The sequence below is a fragment of the Bacillus sp. ABA4_010 genome (assembly GCF_056159105.1).
Map to the genome: position 1 here is coordinate 1,281,120 of NZ_JBSWUN010000003.1, position 19,167 is coordinate 1,300,286.

Consider the following 19,167-nt stretch of genomic DNA (forward strand, 5'->3'; position numbering starts at 1 on the left):
GAAAAATTGAAATTTTCAGTTTAGATTTTTCTATATAAATCGATCTAGAAAATTCGACATACCCAAAAGAACGGGCTGGATCAACGATGGTGCTGCTTCTCGATGGACTGAAGAGGTGTCGAATGATTACAGGGAACCTATATAAATAAAAGAAGGAAAATCAAGAGGGATTTATTGGACATTTAAGGAGCTTTCTTTTAATATTTTTGTATAACAGATTATTTAAAGAATCATATGTTTTTAAATACGCTTTAATTATGTCTCGTTATTCCGATATAAAAGATAATACATTTATAGATTAGAAAGCGTTGATGCATAGGCCGTTAAATGGGCACTTAGGCTGTGCGGAGCGAGTGGTGCAACCGGCTAATCCTCAATCACTACTACTTTTCGTATAGGAGGAACTTGCCATGACAACGGCTTTTATGCTGGAACATCGTCTTTCTACTCTTTCTATGAATCAACGAATCTCTTTTTTACTACAAGCCTTAAGGGAGCATGATTTTCATACGTATATTCATTCTGTTAATACCGCCGTACTGTTTCTTCAATTTGCCAAACATCTCCATATTTCTTCAGAAGTTCGAAATGGATTGATTAACTCTATCCTTCTTCATGATATTGGCAAACTCTACATTTCTTCTGCTATCTTAGAAAAGGAAACGAAACTGACAACAGAGGAATGGAGCGAGTTGATGAACCATCCTTTATACGGAGAGGTTTTAATCAAGAAATTTTTAGACGATTGTGGTGTGGACGCAACGTTTGCGTCACTTCATCACGAAAACATAGACGGCTCCGGGTATCCTTACAAATATACAGATGACCAACTTCCGCTATTTTGCAAAATGCTGCGCATTGTGGACAGCTATGAGGCGATGACGAGCGATCGTCCGTATTCTAAAGCGCTCACAAGCGAAGAGGCTTTTAAAGAATTGACGGCTTTAGCCGGAACATGTTATGACCGCAACTTAGTTGATCGCTTCATCCATATGGTGAAAAAGGAGCAACTAGATCCATCCATTTAGAAAAATCTTGAAGCGGTTCGTGTACCCTTTGAATGTTTGAGTGTGACATCCGCTTAGGTCTAGAAAATTTGGCATAACCGTTCTTTGACTATGTCGAATTTTCTAGATCAATTTATATATGAATTAAGCTAAAGATATAGAAATTAAGAGACTCTTTTTAGGAGGAAGCCGGGATGTTGGCCCAGTTTTTTGTCAATATATGCATTTTTATTACGTTCCTTTTTCTTGCAGGAATTTGGTCGAAAAAATATACAGCGATTAAACATAGTCAAGCCTATGCCGTATGGTCAGGTGGGTTGTTCGGGGTATTAGGCATCATTGTCATGCTTTTTGCCATCTCGGTCAACGAGGAAACGAGGGTCGATTTACGGCACTTAGCTCCGATTACCGCAGCAGCCTATGTCGGATGGATTCCAGCGGTTCTTTCGAGCATTGTCATCGCGATTACCCGGATTACGTTATTTGGTATGAGTCAATCGGCCATTACTGGGGCGGCAATTATTTTAACAACAGGGCTGATTTGTGCGTTGGCGGTACGATTACAGATGAACAGGCTCCCGAGAATGATGCTCCTATGCTTTATTTCTTTAATATTCATTTTTATTGGCTTAAGCATTAATTTAGATGCAGAAACAGTGTGGCAGATTTTTCCGATTCAAGTCGGCATTTCCTTCATTGGCAGTTTATTTATTTATATGACGGCCGAATATATTGAAAAGTCGAATGAACTATTTTGGCAGCTCGAAAAAAGTGCGACGACTGATTACTTAACGAACTTGAACAATGTCCGCCAATTTGATGCCTTGTACAATGAGGCTTTAAGGCGGTCGAAAGAGAAGGATGAAAAGCTATCACTTCTCTTAATCGATATTGACCATTTTAAAAAAGTCAATGATACATACGGCCATCCTGGTGGAGATGAAGTCTTAAAACAGTTAGGAGAAGTGCTCGTTCGAACTGCTCGCTCGTTTGATATTGTGTCAAGAAACGGCGGGGAAGAATTTAGTGTGCTGCTTCTTGATTGTTCGGCCGCCCATGCGTTAGAAATTGGTGAACGAATTCGCAAGGCAGTCGAAATACATGACTTTATCTTGCCTGATCAGTCAACGATCCATATTACGATTTCCATTGGAACCGCAACGTTTCCTAGCAGTGTCAAAATAGAAGGGGAGGATATTTTCCAACAAGCGGACAAAGCCCTTTACCAGGCGAAACGAAACGGTCGCAATCAAGTATGGGCATTATAATTAGAAAAATCCATAAAAAAAGGAGCTTCTTATCACAAGAATGCTCCTTTTTTCATGTGGTTTCGGTAACGTTCTTTTCATTTTAAAATGAGACCGAATCCGCTCATGAAAATAAGCACAGCCACGGCTAGTCTTAACGGTTTCGCTGGAACCTTGGCAGATAGCTTACTCCCTATAATGACACCGGGAATGGACCCTAACAGCAAATTAGCTGCTAGCACATAATTAACGGTTCCAAGTCCGGCATTTATCAGCCCTGCAACAGTCACTAAAAGAAACGCATGGGCAATGTCAGTGCCTACTAATTGAACAGGGTTCATCTTATATACATACAACATGGCAATGGCAAATAACGATCCAGACCCAACAGAAGTCAGCCCAACAATAAACCCAAATGCAGCCCCAATGAAGATTGTCAATCCCCGCTTTTGAGAGAGTGGCTGCATTTGCCAGCGATTAAAAAAGAAACGTTTATTGAAAAAAACTTGAATGATAATGGAAGTTGCTGCCAATACCAATACATATCCAAGTACATGCTTCAAAATGGGCTCTTGATGTTGCTGGAACAGTGGAAAGGCGTACAAACTAACAATGGCCAAAACAGAGCTCGGGATGCTTCCCAATGCCAAATATTTCACTAATTGAAAATCAATCGTTTTCTGTCTCCAATGCTGCACTACTCCGAATAGCTTCGTGATGGAATTGTAGATAAAATCCGTCCCTATCGCAATGGATGGTTGAATCCCTGCGAATATTAATACGGGGGTTAATAGTGCGGCTCCTCCGACTCCTGTCAGACCTACGAGAAAGCCGACGAGTAATCCCATGATGGTAATCTCGATGCTCATCTTATTTCTCCTGTCTTTATTAAAAGATAGTCTTTATTCAAACGAGAATAAGACTTTCACTCCAAGATTCAATCCTCATTATCACAGTATGATTTTATAAACGGATTGCCTCAGCTAATGGCATCATATGATAAACAATTTTCACTTACTCCCATATTCGTCTATACTCCTTTGTTTCTCTTTTCATAGATTAGTATATATGACAGGAGGTATGACAATATGCGGAGGGAAACCATTATTAAATTACAGCAAGATTTAAAAGAGTTAGAGTTTTACAATGGCGCAATCGATGGGATATTTGGACCACTAACTGAAAAGGCAGTTCGACAGTTTCAACAAAACAAGAAAATCACGGTCGACGGGATTGTTGGACCTGTAACGACAAAGGCGCTGAACGAGGCAATGGCAAAGAAGGCGAACGAGAACGAAACTCCAGTTCCAAATGGTCCGAACCCGCTTCCAATTTATCAATATCGTGTCCAAATTGGGGTCTTTCAAGATAAGCAACGGGCAGAAAAGCTTCAAGAACAGGCCAAGAAAGCTGGGTTTGACGTAGCTATTATTCCAGAACCTATTACTGTGGTCAGTCCATTCACACAAGACATTTCCATTATAGGTTCTTCTGTCTTATCCGCTGAACAATTGAATCAATTCGTTACGAGAATCAATCCTAATGCACCACTAGTAGGGAAATATTATATCGATTTCGGCAAGCTTTACGGGATTAGAGGAGATGTTGCATTCGCCCAATCTCTGCTTGAAACCAATTACTTTCGTTTTACCGGTACCGTAAACAGAACCCAACATAATTTTGCCGGATTGGGAGCAACCAGTTCTGAAAACAGGGGGGCAAGCTTCAAAACGGAAAGAGAAGGGGTGCTTGCCCATTTGCAGCATTTATTCGCCTATGCCACAACGATGCCATTACCTTCAGGGGAGCCCCTTGTTGATCCCCGGTTCAAATTTGTTAAACGTGGAAGCGCCAAAACATGGGAAGCATTGAATGGAAAATGGGCCGTTCCAGGAAAGGATTATGGGGAGACGATTGTAAAAATATATAACGAGATGAAGGAAAGAGGGTAATGGAAAAGGCCTGCTATGAGAATCTAGTCAGAATGGAAAGTTAATAGATTCGCCTATAGCAACAGATACGGGAGAGCATACAGTATAAGGAGAGGAGGGCAGTATCTGGCTGAACAGAAATAACTTAAGTAAGGAGCGCACACAATGAAAGTCATAACGATTTTAGGAACTCGCCCTGAGATTATACGTTTAAGTCTCATTATAGAGAAGTTGGACGAGTATGCCCAAACCCATATTTTAGTACACACGGGCCAAAATTTCACCTCATCATTAAGTGAAGTGTTCTTTCAACAATTAAACGTTAGACAGCCTGATTATGTATTGTTGAAGCAGCAGCAATCTCTCGGAGAACAGTTGGCGGCTATTTATGTAAATTTAGAGACTATTTTTCGAAAAGAGAAGCCAGATAAGGTGTTAGTGCTAGGCGACACAAATAGTGGCCTTAGTGCAATTTTAGCGGAAAGAATGGGAATCCCGGTTATTCATATGGAAGCTGGAAACCGATGCTTTGACCTCGAAGTGCCAGAAGAAAAAAACCGCAGAGTGATTGATGCCATCTCGAGCTTTAATTTACCATACACGCCTCAAAGTAGAGAAAACTTACTGAAGGAAGGCATCCCAAGCAATCGTATTTTTATATCTGGAAACCCGATTTATGAAGTTCTTGAGCATTATAAAAAAGAGATTGAGCAAAGTCCTATTCTTCAAAAGCTAAAGGTAGAAAAAGAAGGTTATTTTTTAGCTACGATTCATCGAGCGGAAAATGTTGATCACGAAGATCGTTTACTTGAAATTATGAAAGGCATTAACATGGTGGCGGAAACTTTCCAAAAAAGAGTCATTTGCAGTATCCATCCTCGCACTAGATCACGTATTGAAAGCACGTCGTTCCTAGAAGTTCATCCGTTCGTTGAATTCCATGAGCCCTTTGGATTTTTCGATTTTGTTAAGCTAGAAAAAAATGCCTTTTGTGTATTAACAGATAGTGGAACGGTTCAGGAAGAATGTTGTTTGTTTCATGTTCCAACCGTCACTATCCGCAAGACAACGGAAAGACCTGAAACTATTGCATGTGGAAGTAATATGCTATCAGGCATAAACGCGATGCAAATTGTAAACTGTGTTCGTATTATGGTGAATCAGCCGAAAGACTGGTCTTATCCAGAAGGGTACCATGATGAGAATGTTTCGGATAAAGTCATTAAAATATTACTAGGAGGGCTAGAAGTTGTTTAATAATCAAACCATTTTAGTAACAGGTGGAACAGGTTCATGGGGATATGAACTTGTTCGACAGCTGCTAACATATAATCCAAAAGAAATTCGCATTTTTTCAAGAAATGAATCCAATCAATTTACAATGAAACAAGAATTTGATAGTCATCCGAAACTAAATTTTATTATCGGAGACATTAAGGAAAAAGATATATTGCTAGAAGTATGCCAAGGTGTCGATTATATCTTCCACTTAGCGGCTTTAAAGCATGTCCCAGTTTGTGAAGACCAGCCAATTGAAGCGTTAAAGACGAATGTCATCGGTACACAAAATGTCATTGATGCGGCTGTTAGCTGTCGTGTTAAACGAGTTGTTTATATTTCGACAGATAAAGCTTCTAATCCCTCCAATTTTTATGGGCTGTCAAAGGCGATGGGAGAGCGGTTAATTATTCACGCCAATACGCTAAAAACAGAGACGAAATTTGTTTGTATACGGGGCGGAAATGTACTTGGGACAAATGGAAGCGTGATTCATGTCTTCAAAAAGCAAATTCAGGAAAAAGGGAAAATTGGCATTACTGACTTAGAAATGACGCGCTTTTTCTTGACTATTGAGGAAGCGATTAAACTTGTATTTAAAGCAACGTTCGAGAGCATAGGTGGGGAGATTTTCGTCATGAAAATGCCTGCATGTAAAATTCTTGACCTTGCTCATGTATTAATGGAAGCGTCCAATAAAGAAAAGGTGGAAGTGGAAATACTCGGCATTCGTCCAGGGGAAAAGATTCATGAACTGCTTCTTTCCGAGTATGAAAGCACGACGACGATTGCTTATGACGAGGAATACTTTGTCATTTTACCGCAAATTCACATTGATGGTTTAAAAGAGCATTATGCAGCGTACAAAGCGGCCAATTTAATTAGTTATAATTCCAGCAAAGGATTGATGAACAAAGATGAGATTAAAGATATTTTAAAGAAAGGCAGGTTTATTTAAATGAACATGCTGATCCTTGGTGGAAAAGGAATGGCTGGACATGTGATGGCAGCTTATTTTCAACAACGTCCTGAATATACCGTTTTCTACACATCAAGGGATATACATGATCAAAATGGTCTGTATTTAGATGTCACTAATTCTACTAAACTAGAGGAAATCATTGAGTACGTGAAACCGGATATTACCATTAATTGCATCGGTATTTTAAACGACCGTGCGGAAAACAATCCGATGCTTGCTACTCAAGTTAATAGTTTACTGCCGCATCAGCTTACTAAGTTACTTGAACGTCAGAACGGGAAGCTCATTCATATAAGTACAGACTGTGTGTTTTCAGGGATGAAAGGAAATTATACCGAACATGACATTCCAGATGGCATCACTGCCTATGCCCGTTCCAAACGTTGGGGAGAGGTCATAGACGATAAACATTTAACCATTCGCACATCCATTATTGGACCGGAATTGAAAGAAAACGGAATTGGCTTGTTCTTATGGTTTATGAAACAATCTGGTGAAATCAAGGGATATGAAAAAGTGCTTTGGAATGGCGTCACCACTCTTGAGTTGGCGAAAGCGGTTGAAGCCATGATTCAGCAAAAGGTGACAGGGTTGTATCACCTTTGTTCAGACGAAAAGATATCAAAGTATGATTTGCTGAAACAAATGCAAGATGTTTTTCAAAAAACAGACGTAGAAATAATGCCTGATTCAACTATCGTACTTGACCGGACAATTCAAAACACAAGAACCGATTTTCGCTATGAAGTGCCATCGTATAAACAAATGTTATCGGAATTGAAAAATTGGATGCAAGCTCGATGAACGACCAGCCGACATTAATGATTACAGGAGCATCCGGCTTTACTGGATGGCATGCCTGCTGCCACTTTCTCCAAAAGGGATTTAACGTTATCGGCGTATCAAGAAAGCCTTCCTTGTCTGATTCCATTCGCATGGAGATGTGCGATCTCACCAATAAGGAAGCTGTAAATACATTAGTTCAACATATTCAACCTCACTATCTTCTCCATTTAGCAGGTCAAAACCATGTTGGTCAATCGTGGCTGAATCCTTCTCAGTCGATAGAAGTCAATATGATGTCCACACTTTATGTACTTGAAGCATTGCGAACAAGTTGCCCTGACTGTAAAAGTGTAATCGTCGGTTCTGCTCTTCAGTTTCATCTAAACGATATGTCTACTCTCACTCATCCTTATAGTTTAAGCAAAACCCTTCAAGTAACCGTGTCGAAATCTTGGGAGAAACTGTATAACATGCATATCGTCATCGCTAAACCTTTTAATTTAATCGGCCCTGGCTTTTCTAACGGTGTCTGTTCCATATTGGCAAAGAAAATCGTCGATATGGAGCGGGGGACAGCGGAAAAAATACTTGAAGTGAACAATTTGCAGGCACAGCGGGATTTCGTGGATGTTCGGGATGCTGTAAGTGCGTATGAATTGCTTTTACAAAAAGGAGTGTCAGGCGAGACCTATGAAGTTGCTTCAGGTAAGAGCCGCTCTTTAAAGGAGATTACGAATCACTTCCAATCACTTGCGGCTGTTGAATTTGAAATTCGAACAGAGATGCCTAATCATCGAGAACAGCCTGTGAAAAGCACTCTTGAACCATTAATAAAACTTGGATGGAAACGAGCCATTCCATTGGCCACCTCTTTAAAAGATACGCTCGATTTTTATCGTGCCAATCAATAAATTGAAAATGAACAATACGGAGGAATTTAAATGAGGGATGTTGGGATTGTTATGCCGGTTTATAAGCAAGACCCTCATTATTTGAGACTGGCTTTACAATCGGTCTTGAAACAAAGTTATGAGCATTATCACTTTGTCGTTGTGTCTGATGGGGCGCCTGAGGAGACGAATGCAATCATTCGAGAAATGACGAAAGAAGATCGGCGCGTACAGCTCATTTTTAAAGACAAAAATGAAGGCGTCTCTAAAGCGCTTAACACAGGGTTCGACACGTTACGGTCGATTGAAGAAGTGAAGTACTTTACTTGGGTGTCGAGCGATAATATTTATTTCCCTCATTTCATTGAAACATTAAGGGCGGTACTTGCGGAAGGGTCGGATGAACTCGGATTAGCTTATAGCAGTTTTCGCCATATTGATGAAAGAGGAAAGCATATTTTAAATGAAAATTTGCCCGCTTTTCGCAAAATGCAGGAAAAGCCGAAAGAAAAATTATTAGACTTTTGCTATATCGGAACGTCGTTTATGTATAAAAAGAAATATGCAGAAATGATTGCTGGCTACTTTATGGAACCGGTAGAAGATTACGAGTATTGGCTTCGTCTAACCGAACATTGTGACATTCAATATATCCCGATTGAATTGATGGATTACCGCGTCGCATCTATTCATAGCATTTCAGCTCAATTACAGAGCTCTGTCGCACAACACCGACGCTGGCGGTATATGTTCAATTTAGCTAAACATCAAGCGCGTCTGAGAAGAAGAGTTCCTGTTGAAACGACCGTTCTTTTTCCTGTTCAACATGTGCAGAGTGAAGTGATCGAACAGTACGAAAAGATGCTGGAACAAGCTTACAGTAACTATAAGCTCATCGTGTTAGATTTATCTGAAAAAGAAATAGCCTCTCACGTATTAAAAAAAATTTCCGACCCTCGTGTGTCACTCCATGCGATGCCAAATATAAGCTTGCATGAGGCATTAAAGATTGGAATCGCCATGGCTGATACTCCTTTTACCTTTTTATACGGGGATGCTCCTTTTCCAAAAGCATTGGATGCCCTTGCGAATTTGATGGCTGCACATGAAGACTTGGCTGAACAAGTAGCTACCATGAATGTTGTCTCTTCTTATTTCTTAAACGGTGCGCTACCATCAGCTAATCAAAAGGTGTTTCAATCGAACAACGGACCAATAGGCCTCCGCATTCATTCGACTAAACTGGGAGATCCGCTGTTTAATGAGCTGTATCGAACTGAACAATTAAGAGAAATGGTCAATAGAAGCGGACAATAACATCAGCAGGCCATACGTGAGCCATCGATACAAAATAGGAGGTTAAGAACTTGAACGAACCTGTATTACCAAAAATTCTTCTAAATTCCGTTCCTAAAAGCGGAACGAACTTATTGCTGCAAATTATTGAAGGCATCCCTGGGATGATAAGAATTCCTGAAAAAGATTTTTTGCAACTTCAGCCAGGGCAATATACTACGGGTCATCTTGTTTATACAGATGAATTATCCGAACGGCTGAATGCTTCAGCTATTAAACAAGTTTTTATTTACCGTGATATTCGGGACGTTACGGTGTCATTAAGACATTTTATCAATCGCTTACTACCAACTCACCCGCTTTTCCCTGTTTTTCAACACCGCTTATTAACGAAAGATGAACAATTGATGGCGATCATTGAAGGCATTGATTTAATAGGAGAAGAACGAAACAATAGCTGGGGGATGACGCGATATCCAGGTGTGTTCGCAGAATTTGAAGGGATATATCGATGGCAACAAGATAAATCGGTATGCAGTATGCGCTATGAGGAGTTAATGGCTAGCGAACAATCGCAAAGAGAAGTTATTTATCGTATCATTGATTTTTTATGGGAGAAGAAAATAGAAGAGGTGGAGAAGGAGCGGCTATTTCATTTTATGAAGCAAAACATCAATCCCGAAAAATCATGGACGTTTCGTAAAGGTACTGTTGGAGGGTGGAGAGAAGAATTTACGGAAGCGCATAAGCAAGCAATGAAAAAAACAGCTGGAGACTTTTTAATTCAGTTCAACTATGAAAAAGACCATTTATGGTAATGAAAAGACAGGTGAACCCCTGCAGCATATCTTTTTTGAATGATAGGCAAGCAAGGGTTGCGACCTGTTTTTTAATTTTTTAAACTATCGATCATATTTAAAAAGTTTTCTCGGTACGTCTCTAAGGAAAAGTGTGTTTCAATATGTTCAACGGCTTTGTTTCTCAATTTTTCTCGTAAAGGTACATCAACTAACAATTCTTTTCCCTCGCGAACCGCTTGAGAAATATTTCCTAAATCAAAAAACTTTCCTGTCACATTATGGTGGATAAAGCTTCGTACTCCGTCAGAGTCTGTTGACAGAACAGGGCACCTACATATCATCGCTTCAAGGACAGCGTATCCGAAGCCTTCTACTTTTGATGTTGAACATAAAAAACCTCCCGAATCGCCAATGATTGAAAAATAATCGGCCATTTTGTGGTGCGGCTGATTAGCATAAACCGTTAGATGTTCTTGCAAATTTAATTGTTGGACAGTTTGTTCAAACGCCATTCGTTCTGATTTCTCGCTTAGTGTATTATCTTCAAACATCCAAAGCTGAATGGAGGGGGTTTCCCGAATTAGTTCTGCTCCAATTGCCAGAAAATCACGCCAATTTTTATTTTCTTCCAATCTTCCGACCCATCCGATAATGGGGGATTTCGTTTTAGGATGTTGTTGATAGTGGAAGTCATTTGTATTAAAGCAATTATGAAAACAGTATTGTTTCTTAGAAGGAAAATATTTTTGAAATGCTGCAATGAGATGCGGAGTTTGAGGGTATAAAATGGCATCACAATATTCATCAATAATGGCGTGTGCATGATTTTTCAAGAAATCTTCTGCGTATTCTTTATTAAAACCAAGACCTTGAATTTCATAGATGAGGGCACCTTGATACCCCATTTTCTTTAATTTTTGTAATAATTGTAAGTCAGATCCAACGACAATCGCGTCATACTTTCCAGCTAGGACAATCCTTTTTATTTCCTCTTCGTCTTTCGTCACAAAAATAGATGTATCAATTTGGTTTTGTAAGCCTGTACCCGGCTGTGTATATAAAAAATCACAGCTTACGCCATTTCGATGTAACGCATAAAAACGCTGCCTGTTTAATGTTTCCACTCCGCCGCTGGGAACAAAAAAAGTAAAAAGAAGGCGAATGTCTTGATTAACGGCATTTTCTTGCGTTGTTTTCCATTCAGTCTCCTTAAGTGTTCCGTTCATTTGCTGGACCGTCAAATCTTGAATCGTATTTCCAGCACCTTCGTTCAATTTCCAATATGCACAAAGATTTGGTTCATGACCGGTAAGCTCTTCGTGCATATGTGCTTGAAGGTCAGAGGCCGTTCTCGCTACATCCCATACTCGTATTTCCTTCATTCCTCCCATATAGAACCCGTAAGGAGACAATCCTCCGAACATAGCTGAAGGGACGACTTTTTCTTTCACACTCTTGACCCCACGCTTAATGAATTGGCCATTAAGATAAAGAGAAGGGATTTTATTCACATAGACGACCGCAATATGTGTCCAATCTTCTAAAGCTGTATTTGCTACGAGTGTAGCCGTGAGGTGATTCGTTGTATGCTCATAAACAGAAACCCCATTTGTTCCGACCGACAATCCTACACCCGCTCTTGAATGATCGCCATCTCCATATGCCCCGAAAACAGGTGTTACGGCAAAGCGATGAAGGTGACTGTTCGTAATTCCCGTTGGTGACTCTCTCTCTATGCCACAAGGGGCTTCAGGCTTTGCCCAAAATTCTATCGTAAACGTATTTTGAATGTTGGTGAACAATAATGGTTCAGTCGTAATCGTACTCTGTCCATTGAAGGCAAGAAAGGTGTTGCTATGCATAAAATCAATCCCTCCAGATTTTCAAATGTTGATCATGAAACCGATGGTGTAAATGGGTGGGGATGTTTTCTGCGAACCAAACAGTCGCAGTTGTTTCTTCCTTTATTATGAAGTGTGCCGGAACCCGGTTTCTAGCATATATTACCTACATATATACAGATACAGACGTGTAGAAGTGGTTTCTTTCATAGTTACAATCGTGATGTTCATTTCCATGTCAGAAAGGAAGATGAAGTTTGTCAAAAGTCTCCATTATTGTTCCATTCTATAATTGTCCGTATATCAATCAGGCATTGGACAGTTTGCTTAATCAAACATACAAGGAAATAGAAATCATTGTGGTCAATGACGGATCAACGAAGCATTCGGAAAAAATTACTCCGTACACCCATCATATTCAATATATCGAAAAGAGAAACGGCGGAACAGCAAGCGCATTGAATACAGGGATTCGGCAAGCAACTGGGGACTATATTTGCTGGCTCAGTTCAGATGATTTATATGAAGGTGAAAAAACGGCCATTCAAGTCGCCTTCATGAAAGAGAAGAAGGCGGCCTTTAGCTATACAAATTTTTCTTCGATTGACGAGAATGGAACGATGATCCATTCTTCATTAGGAGTGGGTTCTGCCAATCGACTTGAATTCCTTAAAAGAATGAGCATGGGAAATATTATTAACGGCTGTTCCGTTATGATTCATAAAACAGTATTTGAGCGCATAGGCATGTTTGACGAAGCCCTTCCTTATACTCATGATTATGATTTATGGCTTCGAATCATCCAACATTTTGATGTTCATTATGTACCCGAATCATTGCTGCTTTACCGAGTGCATAACGAGATGGGGTCAAAAAAATATGCAGCTGCTATTAAAAAGGAACGCCAATTGGTCATCAGACGCCATAGAGGAAGGATGGAGCAGCTGTTAGCAGAACAAATAAGAAAAACGAAAAACAACTCGTGAACGAAGAAGTGAACGAAAGAGGGGGATGAAGACACTGCTTTCGTTCACTTCCTAAATGAATGTTTTTACTTAATCGGAGTACATCGTTGCATTAAGACTTTCCGGTCCAACCCGGATTGTTCCGAGTAAACCTGCACTTATAAAAGCCGTGTAGACAACTTGATTATTAGACGGGATTGGCACTTTAAAATCCGAGGCGGTAAACGATAACACTTGCGGTCCTAGAACGGATAAATCTAAGTTCTCCTGTGCGGTATAAATCACTAAATCAGACAAAGTGGTTCCTCTTACAATGGTTACTGTAACATTAGTCGTGACAGGCAAAAGAGGTACTTGGACAGCAACAGTTCCGACTAATTGTGTTCGGACTGTACCGGTCGCTTCGGCTGCATTCAATGTAAGCCGCGCGAATAGCTCTGGTGTAGTTGAAACAGGAATAGAAAGAGAATTTGCATAGCTGGCGTTTTGGGATGTTTTAGAGTCTAGTAGTTTAGCCACTCTTTATCCTCCCTTCTTCATGAGTATACGATAATATATTCTTAGCACCTCTTTATGCTTGTATAGATGCGGAGATTAGAAGTCTATTTTGAACTTTTGAAAATACCAGTCATCATCATACTTCCGCCTCTGTAAATAATGAATGCGCTGCTGAACAATCTCTGTTTGAACTAATGTTTCTTCAATTGCTTGACTGTCCACGTTGTGCATCATTTTTCTGCACTTTTGAATACGGGCTGCTGTAAAGTGTAAGTAAGCCATTCTTAAAAAATTGTAGTAAATGTCTTGATGTTGAATGTCGTATGGATGAACATGTCGAAACAAATGCCACACCTTCGCTTTTGGCTGCACATGGCAGCGATAACCGAAAAGCCAAAGTTTGATCGATAATTCTACATCTTCATGGCCCCATGTTGGAAAACCTGTTTCAAAGCCGCCAACGTCTTCAAATACGCTTTTTTTAATAGCAAAACACCCCCCAGGTAAGACGGCTGTTTCGAATACATGCTCTTTTTTGGTATTCCAGATCACTCGAAGCTTGGATGTTAAACTTTGGCCATATCCAGTAAAAGTCTCATGTCCGATCGCCCCAATGGCAGGAGTCACTGCATCAGTGATTCCCGACAACAGTGTGTCGATAAGCTGATCGATCCATCCGTCCGCAAATTCCAAATGAGCATCACAAAAAAGAAGGAAAGCCCCTGATGCTTTTTCCGCTCCTGCATTTCTCGCATTTGCCGGACCGATGCCAGGGGTGTTAATCAATTGAATTCGCTCTTTCCAAAAAGAGGTTTGAAGAAAGTCGCAGCACCCGTCTATAGACCCATCGTTGACGATAATAACTTCAAACGGAGTTGATGTTTGAACAGAAAACAAAGCGTTTACCGTGTTTTCAACCTGCGCCCCTTCATTTTTGACGGGGAATATAATAGTGGTGAAAGTAGGTATTGTCATGGAACGGCTCCTTTTATTGGATTCTCTATATGTATATGTGAAACAAATAAAAGGGGACATTCAAAGGGAAGAAGCCGCGTATTTATCCCACACTTCAAAATTTGACGTGATCGTAGAAATGTAAGTGGGAGATGAAAGAAAATCCCCAACGACAGAAGTTTCCCATATATATACGTGCTAAATCCACATATTTACGATATAATATAAATGTAAAAAATTAACATGAAAATGCTGTATATTTTCTAAAGGATTTCATACAGGGCGGCAGTTTTAGGTGACTAATTGAACCCGCAAATTTTCTAAATGGAAATCGAACCGTCAATTTGTCAGTGAAAAGGAAGGGTTTGTATGGGGGAAATTAACATTCTTAAATTTATCAGAAAGTTGTTAGATGAATATGAAATCTTTCATGAAGAGATGAGATTCTGCTTTCATAAAACTGGTGAAACATTTGTCATTACAGAAGTCAGTGCTAACATTTTGGATATATTGCAACTGTCTCCTTCTGAACTGGACGGAAAGCAATTGCAAGAATTGGTCAATTATGAAGAGCAAATGGAGAAATTAACTGAAATGTTCAACAAGGCATGGGAGGGAGAAGAGGCGTTTTGTTATTTAGTTCCTTTAAAAAACAAGAACATCTTTCTATTGGTGCTTTTGCATCCAGTTAATCAAAAAGAGGGCGAAATGGTGGGGGAAGGCAGATGTTTTCCCTTAAATATTGAACTGCTTCAAAAGTATGATCTTCATTTGCTCAATCATGTCATTATGCCGTCTGCTCACTACAAAAAGTGATAGGGATTAAATGTCCTTTCAATTTAGAAGAGCATTGTTTGATGACTTACAACTATATAAAAATGGAAAAAGTCATTATTCCTTCTTGGCATGATCAGTTGCTTGGCGAAGCTTACGAATGACCTCCACGACAAGATCGAGCTCATTTTCTGATAATTTCTTACCATCTAGCAACACGTCATACTTATTGCCGAGCTCTTTTGACGACAAGTCTAAGTTTTCCATAAAACTTGCTTCTTCCGAGCTGTGCTGATCACCGTTTAGCAAATAAGAGACACTTATATTGTAAACTTCTGCAATTTTTTTTAATAAAGATAAAGACGGTTCGTATAATCCTCGTTCAATTTTTGACAAGTTGCTGTAATCGTAGTTAACTTTTTCCGCTAATCCCTTCAACGTGTCTCCATTTTTCTTTCTGACTTCTTTTATTTTAGAATAGTATTTCATTTGCGACCCCCTCTCCATATGTTTATTTAAACGTGCAAATTTTATTATAAACTCAAAATTTTAAAAGTATGCTTTATAAATAAATAATTGGTAAAATAAGAAAATATGGAGAGAATATTTTGAAATTGGTATCTAAAACCAATTTCTTGCATATATAAAAATATGGTCTGAATATGGAGTGTTAATGAACGAAAGATTCCACATCGTTTGTTTGGATGATTGGAAGGTTATGAGAGGGGAAAGAATACGTGTTTTTAGCGACAATCCAAATAGATGGAAAGCAAACAGGCTCTTTCTGTAACTCACTTTGTTTTTTCCACTCGCCGGATTCGTAATAATGTTGATATCGGTCCATTTTCTTTCTCATAACGTTTGATGAATAAATCGAGTTTTGAATTTCTACGAAAAAGGGTTCGTTTTTCCACACCATAAAAATGTCTGGCTGCATAAATGCTGGTCCATAACGAGGTTCAACCATAAATATATGAGGCGTTTCATGCTTGCATAAATTAATGTAAAAATGCGCGATAGCCAAGTAGTGCGGAATTTTTTGCGAGTCTATTTTAATGGGCGAGGGATTAGGAAAATAGACATATGGACTATATTCTGTGTTTGCGATAATATTCCCTTCACGCCTTAGTCTTTTAAGCACATAATTGGCAGATGTAACTGGGTTTTTCAATTCTCCAAAAAAAAGCGACACAATTTGATCGCGAGAAAGGCAGCGAAAACGAGTTAACGTTTTAATGATGTTGTAATCTCTAGCTGTCAGCATTCTTCGTCCTCCCTTTCGTAAAGCCGTTTATAATCAAAACCGATTTCAAAATGCTGTGAGGTAGGCGTTTATGAGATAAAAACAAATGTAATGCCTACTTTTGTAATTACATGTATATGTGAAGGGAAATAGTCCTATGCATAGAAGCAACAGTGAAAAAGAAGGTTAGCTTGTTCGTTATGAAAAGAAACAAGGTTGACAACTTTTATCCCGCGGTAACCCACCAATTATCATTTTCCTTATTATGTAAATGGGAGAGCGCAAATTGGACAAGTTCTCGTTGAGTTCATAAACGTATAAAAACGCCCCGTGAAATTTACGAGGCGTTTTTACATATCCAACATATCGTAGGTTTACTGTACATTTGGCACATCTTCACTTAATCGAGAACCATCATCATCGTTCCTCCAACCAACTGGAAGCTTCTAGAGTCATCTAGATAGAAGGCTTTTTAATTGTGTCATTTCATCGGTCAATTCATCAATATGTTCCTCCAACTGAACAATAAGTGAAATGCTTGCGGCAAGTTTTTCTCCATAATCGTTTACTTGCAAAAGCGCCTGTTCAAGTTGATGCTGAAATTCACGTTCTTCTTTTTTGGGCATATAAGAAGGCGGTGTTTCACCGCTTTCAATGACTGTTATTTCTTGCTTTAAGGCTTCTATTTGTGCAAACAATTCATTATGAGCCATCTGTTCAGAAAGCCGTTCCTCGACTAATTGCTGTTGTTTCGCCGCTTCTTGTTCATATGTGCTTTGAAGAGTCGTCAGGAGTTGGTCTTTTTCTTGTTTTTGCTCTTTCAATGTGACAACACTTTGTTCCAATTTCTTTACTTCACTTTGCAAGCTCTCTATCGATCGGTCTTTGTTTTTAATCTGCTCCTCCAGCACTACATTCGAGCGCTTCACCATCTTTAATTCTTCTGTTAAGCGACTTTCTAGCTGCTTCCAATTGGTCAGTTCGTTCATTTGTTTCTCATAATCGCGCTGCAGTTGCCGGATAGTTTCAGCCTGCGCTCGTTCTTGTTCAATATGAGTCTTTTCTTTATGCTGAAACTCCATTTCTTGCGTCTGCTTTTCTTCTTTCAGTTGTTCCAATTGTTGTGTGCAGTTCAAGAGTGATTCATGTAATTCTCCATTTTCTTTCTTTAACGCTTCAATCTGACTATAATGAAAGTCATTTTGATACGCCTGAATTTTCGCTTTATGTTTAGCTACTTCTGATTTCAAATGAATAATCGTTTGTTCAAGCATGAAAGGATTCGAGCTGCTCACTTGCCATTTGTTGTCTACTTCCATTGTAACCTCCCAGCCTTCGTGATCTTCATAACGAAAGTACCTGTTACGTTCACCTTTAAAACGAAAAAGAAACTCGGTTATGAGCACTAAATTGATGCTGTCCTTCGTTAAAGTAGGCAAATCCCTCCACTAAAACGTAGCCGCTTTTTTCCGGTTCTTCAATTGAAATTTTCAAACTGTTAAAAGCAGCGATTTCATTTGGAAGAATTTCTAATGGCTGAATAGGGGTAATCCAATATTCTCCCTTTGTACGAATTCTTTCCCGCCAATCTTCATACACGTACTTCCAGCCTTTTTCTGCCCCGTTGCTTTTTGTTGATAATCCCGATACGAGTCTAGGCGGAATAATTTGACCTTGAAGTGCGGCACTTTCTGCAGGGGTTACTTTTATACAAATAACAGGGGAGCGCAATACGCTTGTGCCAGTATTTTTCATATATAGACTGCCATTGATTAAAAATTCTTTCATATCATCAGCTTGAGGCGGAAGGATGGTGACATCAAAAAATAACTCCGCTCTCGTCAAAGAAATAGGCTTACGTTCCTCTAGAATGGTTGTCGCTGGTGACACTTTCGTCACCTTATGAACGACTTCTTCTTTTTCATGAACGTTCGTCTCTTTTGGAGGTGTGTCAAAATGCGTTATATTTTTAATCCAATTCTTCAGCATTTCTGTCGGAAGATACGACAAAAGCCTTTTTTCCAATAAAGGTTGAACGTACTGAAGAAGGACTCTTGTTAACGACATGGCCAGTTTTTCTTTTAAAAGAGCTGGATGCTCGCTTTTCGGGATACTGCATGTAACGTGCAAACATGGGACAGAGGAAGAGGAGATAGGACCTTCTTTTAACTCAAAAGCCCATTTTGATTCATTCAATTCGCTCAGAACGATATTCCAAAGCCGCTCATTGACACGACCACCATACTCAATCGAAAGAAATGTTCGTGCGGACATATTGTTTTCTAACATTTCCAACTGAATTTCAAGCTCGGAGCCTACTATGGAATGGCGTTCATTTTGCAAAGCTGTTTCAATGCCATGGACGGCTAGAAATTGATTGACTTCTTCTAATATATCAACACTTAATGGATGATTGTTAGCTGCAAATAGCGAGAGATGTGGCTGCTTTGGCCAAGAAAACACGTCAATTCTTTTGGCTTCGGGATTCCATGTCGTGTACAGTCCTTGCTCTTTGCAAAACATGCGGAAGCCGACAACAGAATAATACGAAATGACTGCCTGCCGCTCATCGTCGATATAAATCGAAATATCCATAAATCGTGTCTCCTTTTTTGCTTTTGTCGGATATGTATCATTTATATGAAAAGACTTAAATTTTATGAGCTGCTCCCTTA

At 39.5% G+C, this 19,167-nt stretch carries 19 protein-coding genes and 1 riboswitch; of the genes, 11 read left to right on the forward strand and 8 right to left on the reverse strand.

Annotated elements, in window-relative coordinates; translation table 11 throughout:
• The first annotated feature begins 292 nt into the window (after positions 1-292).
• Positions 293-376: riboswitch (cyclic di-GMP riboswitch) on the forward strand.
• A 34-nt stretch (positions 377-410) separates the two neighbouring features.
• On the forward strand, positions 411-1,028 hold the full coding sequence (locus ACXAEO_RS07500) for an HD-GYP domain-containing protein (protein ID WP_474879840.1): 618 nt from the start codon (positions 411-413) through the stop codon (positions 1,026-1,028).
• Between the two features lie 173 nt (positions 1,029-1,201).
• A complete protein-coding gene (locus ACXAEO_RS07505) occupies positions 1,202-2,275 on the forward strand; it encodes a GGDEF domain-containing protein (RefSeq protein WP_474879843.1) in 1,074 nt (357 codons plus the stop codon).
• Positions 2,276-2,352: 77 nt separating this feature from the next.
• On the opposite strand, the gene ACXAEO_RS07510 is transcribed toward ACXAEO_RS07505, so the two are convergent.
• The gene (locus ACXAEO_RS07510; RefSeq protein ID WP_474879845.1) at positions 2,353-3,123 is read right to left on the reverse strand and encodes a sulfite exporter TauE/SafE family protein; all 771 of its coding nucleotides are present in this window, start codon (positions 3,121-3,123) and stop codon (positions 2,353-2,355) included.
• Between the two features lie 219 nt (positions 3,124-3,342).
• Here ACXAEO_RS07510 and ACXAEO_RS07515 point away from each other — a divergent pair, with 219 nt between their 5' ends.
• From ACXAEO_RS07515 to ACXAEO_RS07545, 7 genes are all read left to right on the forward strand, one after another.
• Complete coding sequence (locus ACXAEO_RS07515; RefSeq protein ID WP_474879850.1) at positions 3,343-4,206, forward strand: peptidoglycan-binding protein; 864 nt, start codon at positions 3,343-3,345, stop codon at positions 4,204-4,206.
• 144 nt (positions 4,207-4,350) lie between these two features.
• On the forward strand, positions 4,351-5,442 hold the full coding sequence (gene wecB / locus ACXAEO_RS07520) for a non-hydrolyzing UDP-N-acetylglucosamine 2-epimerase (RefSeq protein ID WP_474879852.1): 1,092 nt from the start codon (positions 4,351-4,353) through the stop codon (positions 5,440-5,442).
• Complete coding sequence (locus tag ACXAEO_RS07525) at positions 5,435-6,421, forward strand: polysaccharide biosynthesis protein (protein ID WP_474879853.1); 987 nt, start codon at positions 5,435-5,437, stop codon at positions 6,419-6,421. Before wecB ends, ACXAEO_RS07525 begins: the two co-directional genes overlap by 8 nt.
• Entirely contained in the window at positions 6,422-7,249 is an 828-nt protein-coding gene (locus ACXAEO_RS07530; protein WP_474879854.1) for a dTDP-4-dehydrorhamnose reductase family protein, read from the forward strand.
• Entirely contained in the window at positions 7,246-8,142 is an 897-nt protein-coding gene (locus ACXAEO_RS07535; RefSeq protein ID WP_474879855.1) for an NAD-dependent epimerase/dehydratase family protein, read from the forward strand. Before ACXAEO_RS07530 ends, ACXAEO_RS07535 begins: the two co-directional genes overlap by 4 nt.
• A 30-nt stretch (positions 8,143-8,172) precedes the next feature.
• Positions 8,173-9,438 carry a glycosyltransferase family 2 protein gene (locus ACXAEO_RS07540; protein ID WP_474879856.1) on the forward strand — a complete coding sequence of 422 codons (1,266 nt, stop codon included), beginning with the start codon at positions 8,173-8,175 and terminating at the stop codon, positions 9,436-9,438.
• A 50-nt stretch (positions 9,439-9,488) separates the two neighbouring features.
• Entirely contained in the window at positions 9,489-10,235 is a 747-nt protein-coding gene (locus tag ACXAEO_RS07545) for a sulfotransferase domain-containing protein (protein WP_474879857.1), read from the forward strand.
• 71 nt (positions 10,236-10,306) lie between these two features.
• Here ACXAEO_RS07545 and ACXAEO_RS07550 read toward each other — a convergent pair whose 3' ends face one another.
• On the reverse strand, positions 10,307-12,079 hold the full coding sequence (locus tag ACXAEO_RS07550) for a glycosyltransferase (protein WP_474879858.1): 1,773 nt from the start codon (positions 12,077-12,079) through the stop codon (positions 10,307-10,309).
• 236 nt (positions 12,080-12,315) lie between these two features.
• Between ACXAEO_RS07550 and ACXAEO_RS07555 the strand changes: the two genes are divergently transcribed.
• The gene (locus ACXAEO_RS07555; protein WP_474879859.1) at positions 12,316-13,044 is read left to right on the forward strand and encodes a glycosyltransferase family 2 protein; all 729 of its coding nucleotides are present in this window, start codon (positions 12,316-12,318) and stop codon (positions 13,042-13,044) included.
• 69 nt (positions 13,045-13,113) lie between these two features.
• On the opposite strand, the gene ACXAEO_RS07560 is transcribed toward ACXAEO_RS07555, so the two are convergent.
• Both ACXAEO_RS07560 and ACXAEO_RS07565 read right to left on the reverse strand, forming a co-directional pair.
• Positions 13,114-13,542, reverse strand: a complete 429-nt coding sequence (locus tag ACXAEO_RS07560) for a hypothetical protein (protein ID WP_474879860.1) — start codon at positions 13,540-13,542, stop codon at positions 13,114-13,116.
• A 75-nt stretch (positions 13,543-13,617) separates the two neighbouring features.
• The gene (locus ACXAEO_RS07565) at positions 13,618-14,496 is read right to left on the reverse strand and encodes a glycosyltransferase family 2 protein (protein ID WP_474879861.1); all 879 of its coding nucleotides are present in this window, start codon (positions 14,494-14,496) and stop codon (positions 13,618-13,620) included.
• A 348-nt stretch (positions 14,497-14,844) separates the two neighbouring features.
• On the opposite strand from ACXAEO_RS07565, the gene ACXAEO_RS07570 reads away from it, so the two are divergent.
• Positions 14,845-15,291, forward strand: coding sequence for a hypothetical protein (locus tag ACXAEO_RS07570; protein ID WP_474879862.1), 447 nt, complete (start codon positions 14,845-14,847; stop codon positions 15,289-15,291).
• Between the two features lie 75 nt (positions 15,292-15,366).
• Here the strand turns inward: ACXAEO_RS07570 and ACXAEO_RS07575 are convergent, their stop codons facing one another.
• The 4 genes from ACXAEO_RS07575 to ACXAEO_RS07590 form a co-directional block, all read right to left on the reverse strand.
• Complete coding sequence (locus ACXAEO_RS07575; protein WP_474879863.1) at positions 15,367-15,738, reverse strand: helix-turn-helix domain-containing protein; 372 nt, start codon at positions 15,736-15,738, stop codon at positions 15,367-15,369.
• Between the two features lie 181 nt (positions 15,739-15,919).
• Positions 15,920-16,513 carry a replication-relaxation family protein gene (locus ACXAEO_RS07580; protein ID WP_474879864.1) on the reverse strand — a complete coding sequence of 198 codons (594 nt, stop codon included), beginning with the start codon at positions 16,511-16,513 and terminating at the stop codon, positions 15,920-15,922.
• 431 nt (positions 16,514-16,944) lie between these two features.
• Entirely contained in the window at positions 16,945-17,811 is an 867-nt protein-coding gene (locus ACXAEO_RS07585; protein WP_474879865.1) for a hypothetical protein, read from the reverse strand.
• A 55-nt stretch (positions 17,812-17,866) separates the two neighbouring features.
• Positions 17,867-19,087: a hypothetical protein gene (locus ACXAEO_RS07590; RefSeq protein WP_474879866.1), complete on the reverse strand. Its 1,221-nt coding sequence runs from the start codon at positions 19,085-19,087 to the stop codon at positions 17,867-17,869.
• Positions 19,088-19,167: the final 80 nt, after the last annotated feature.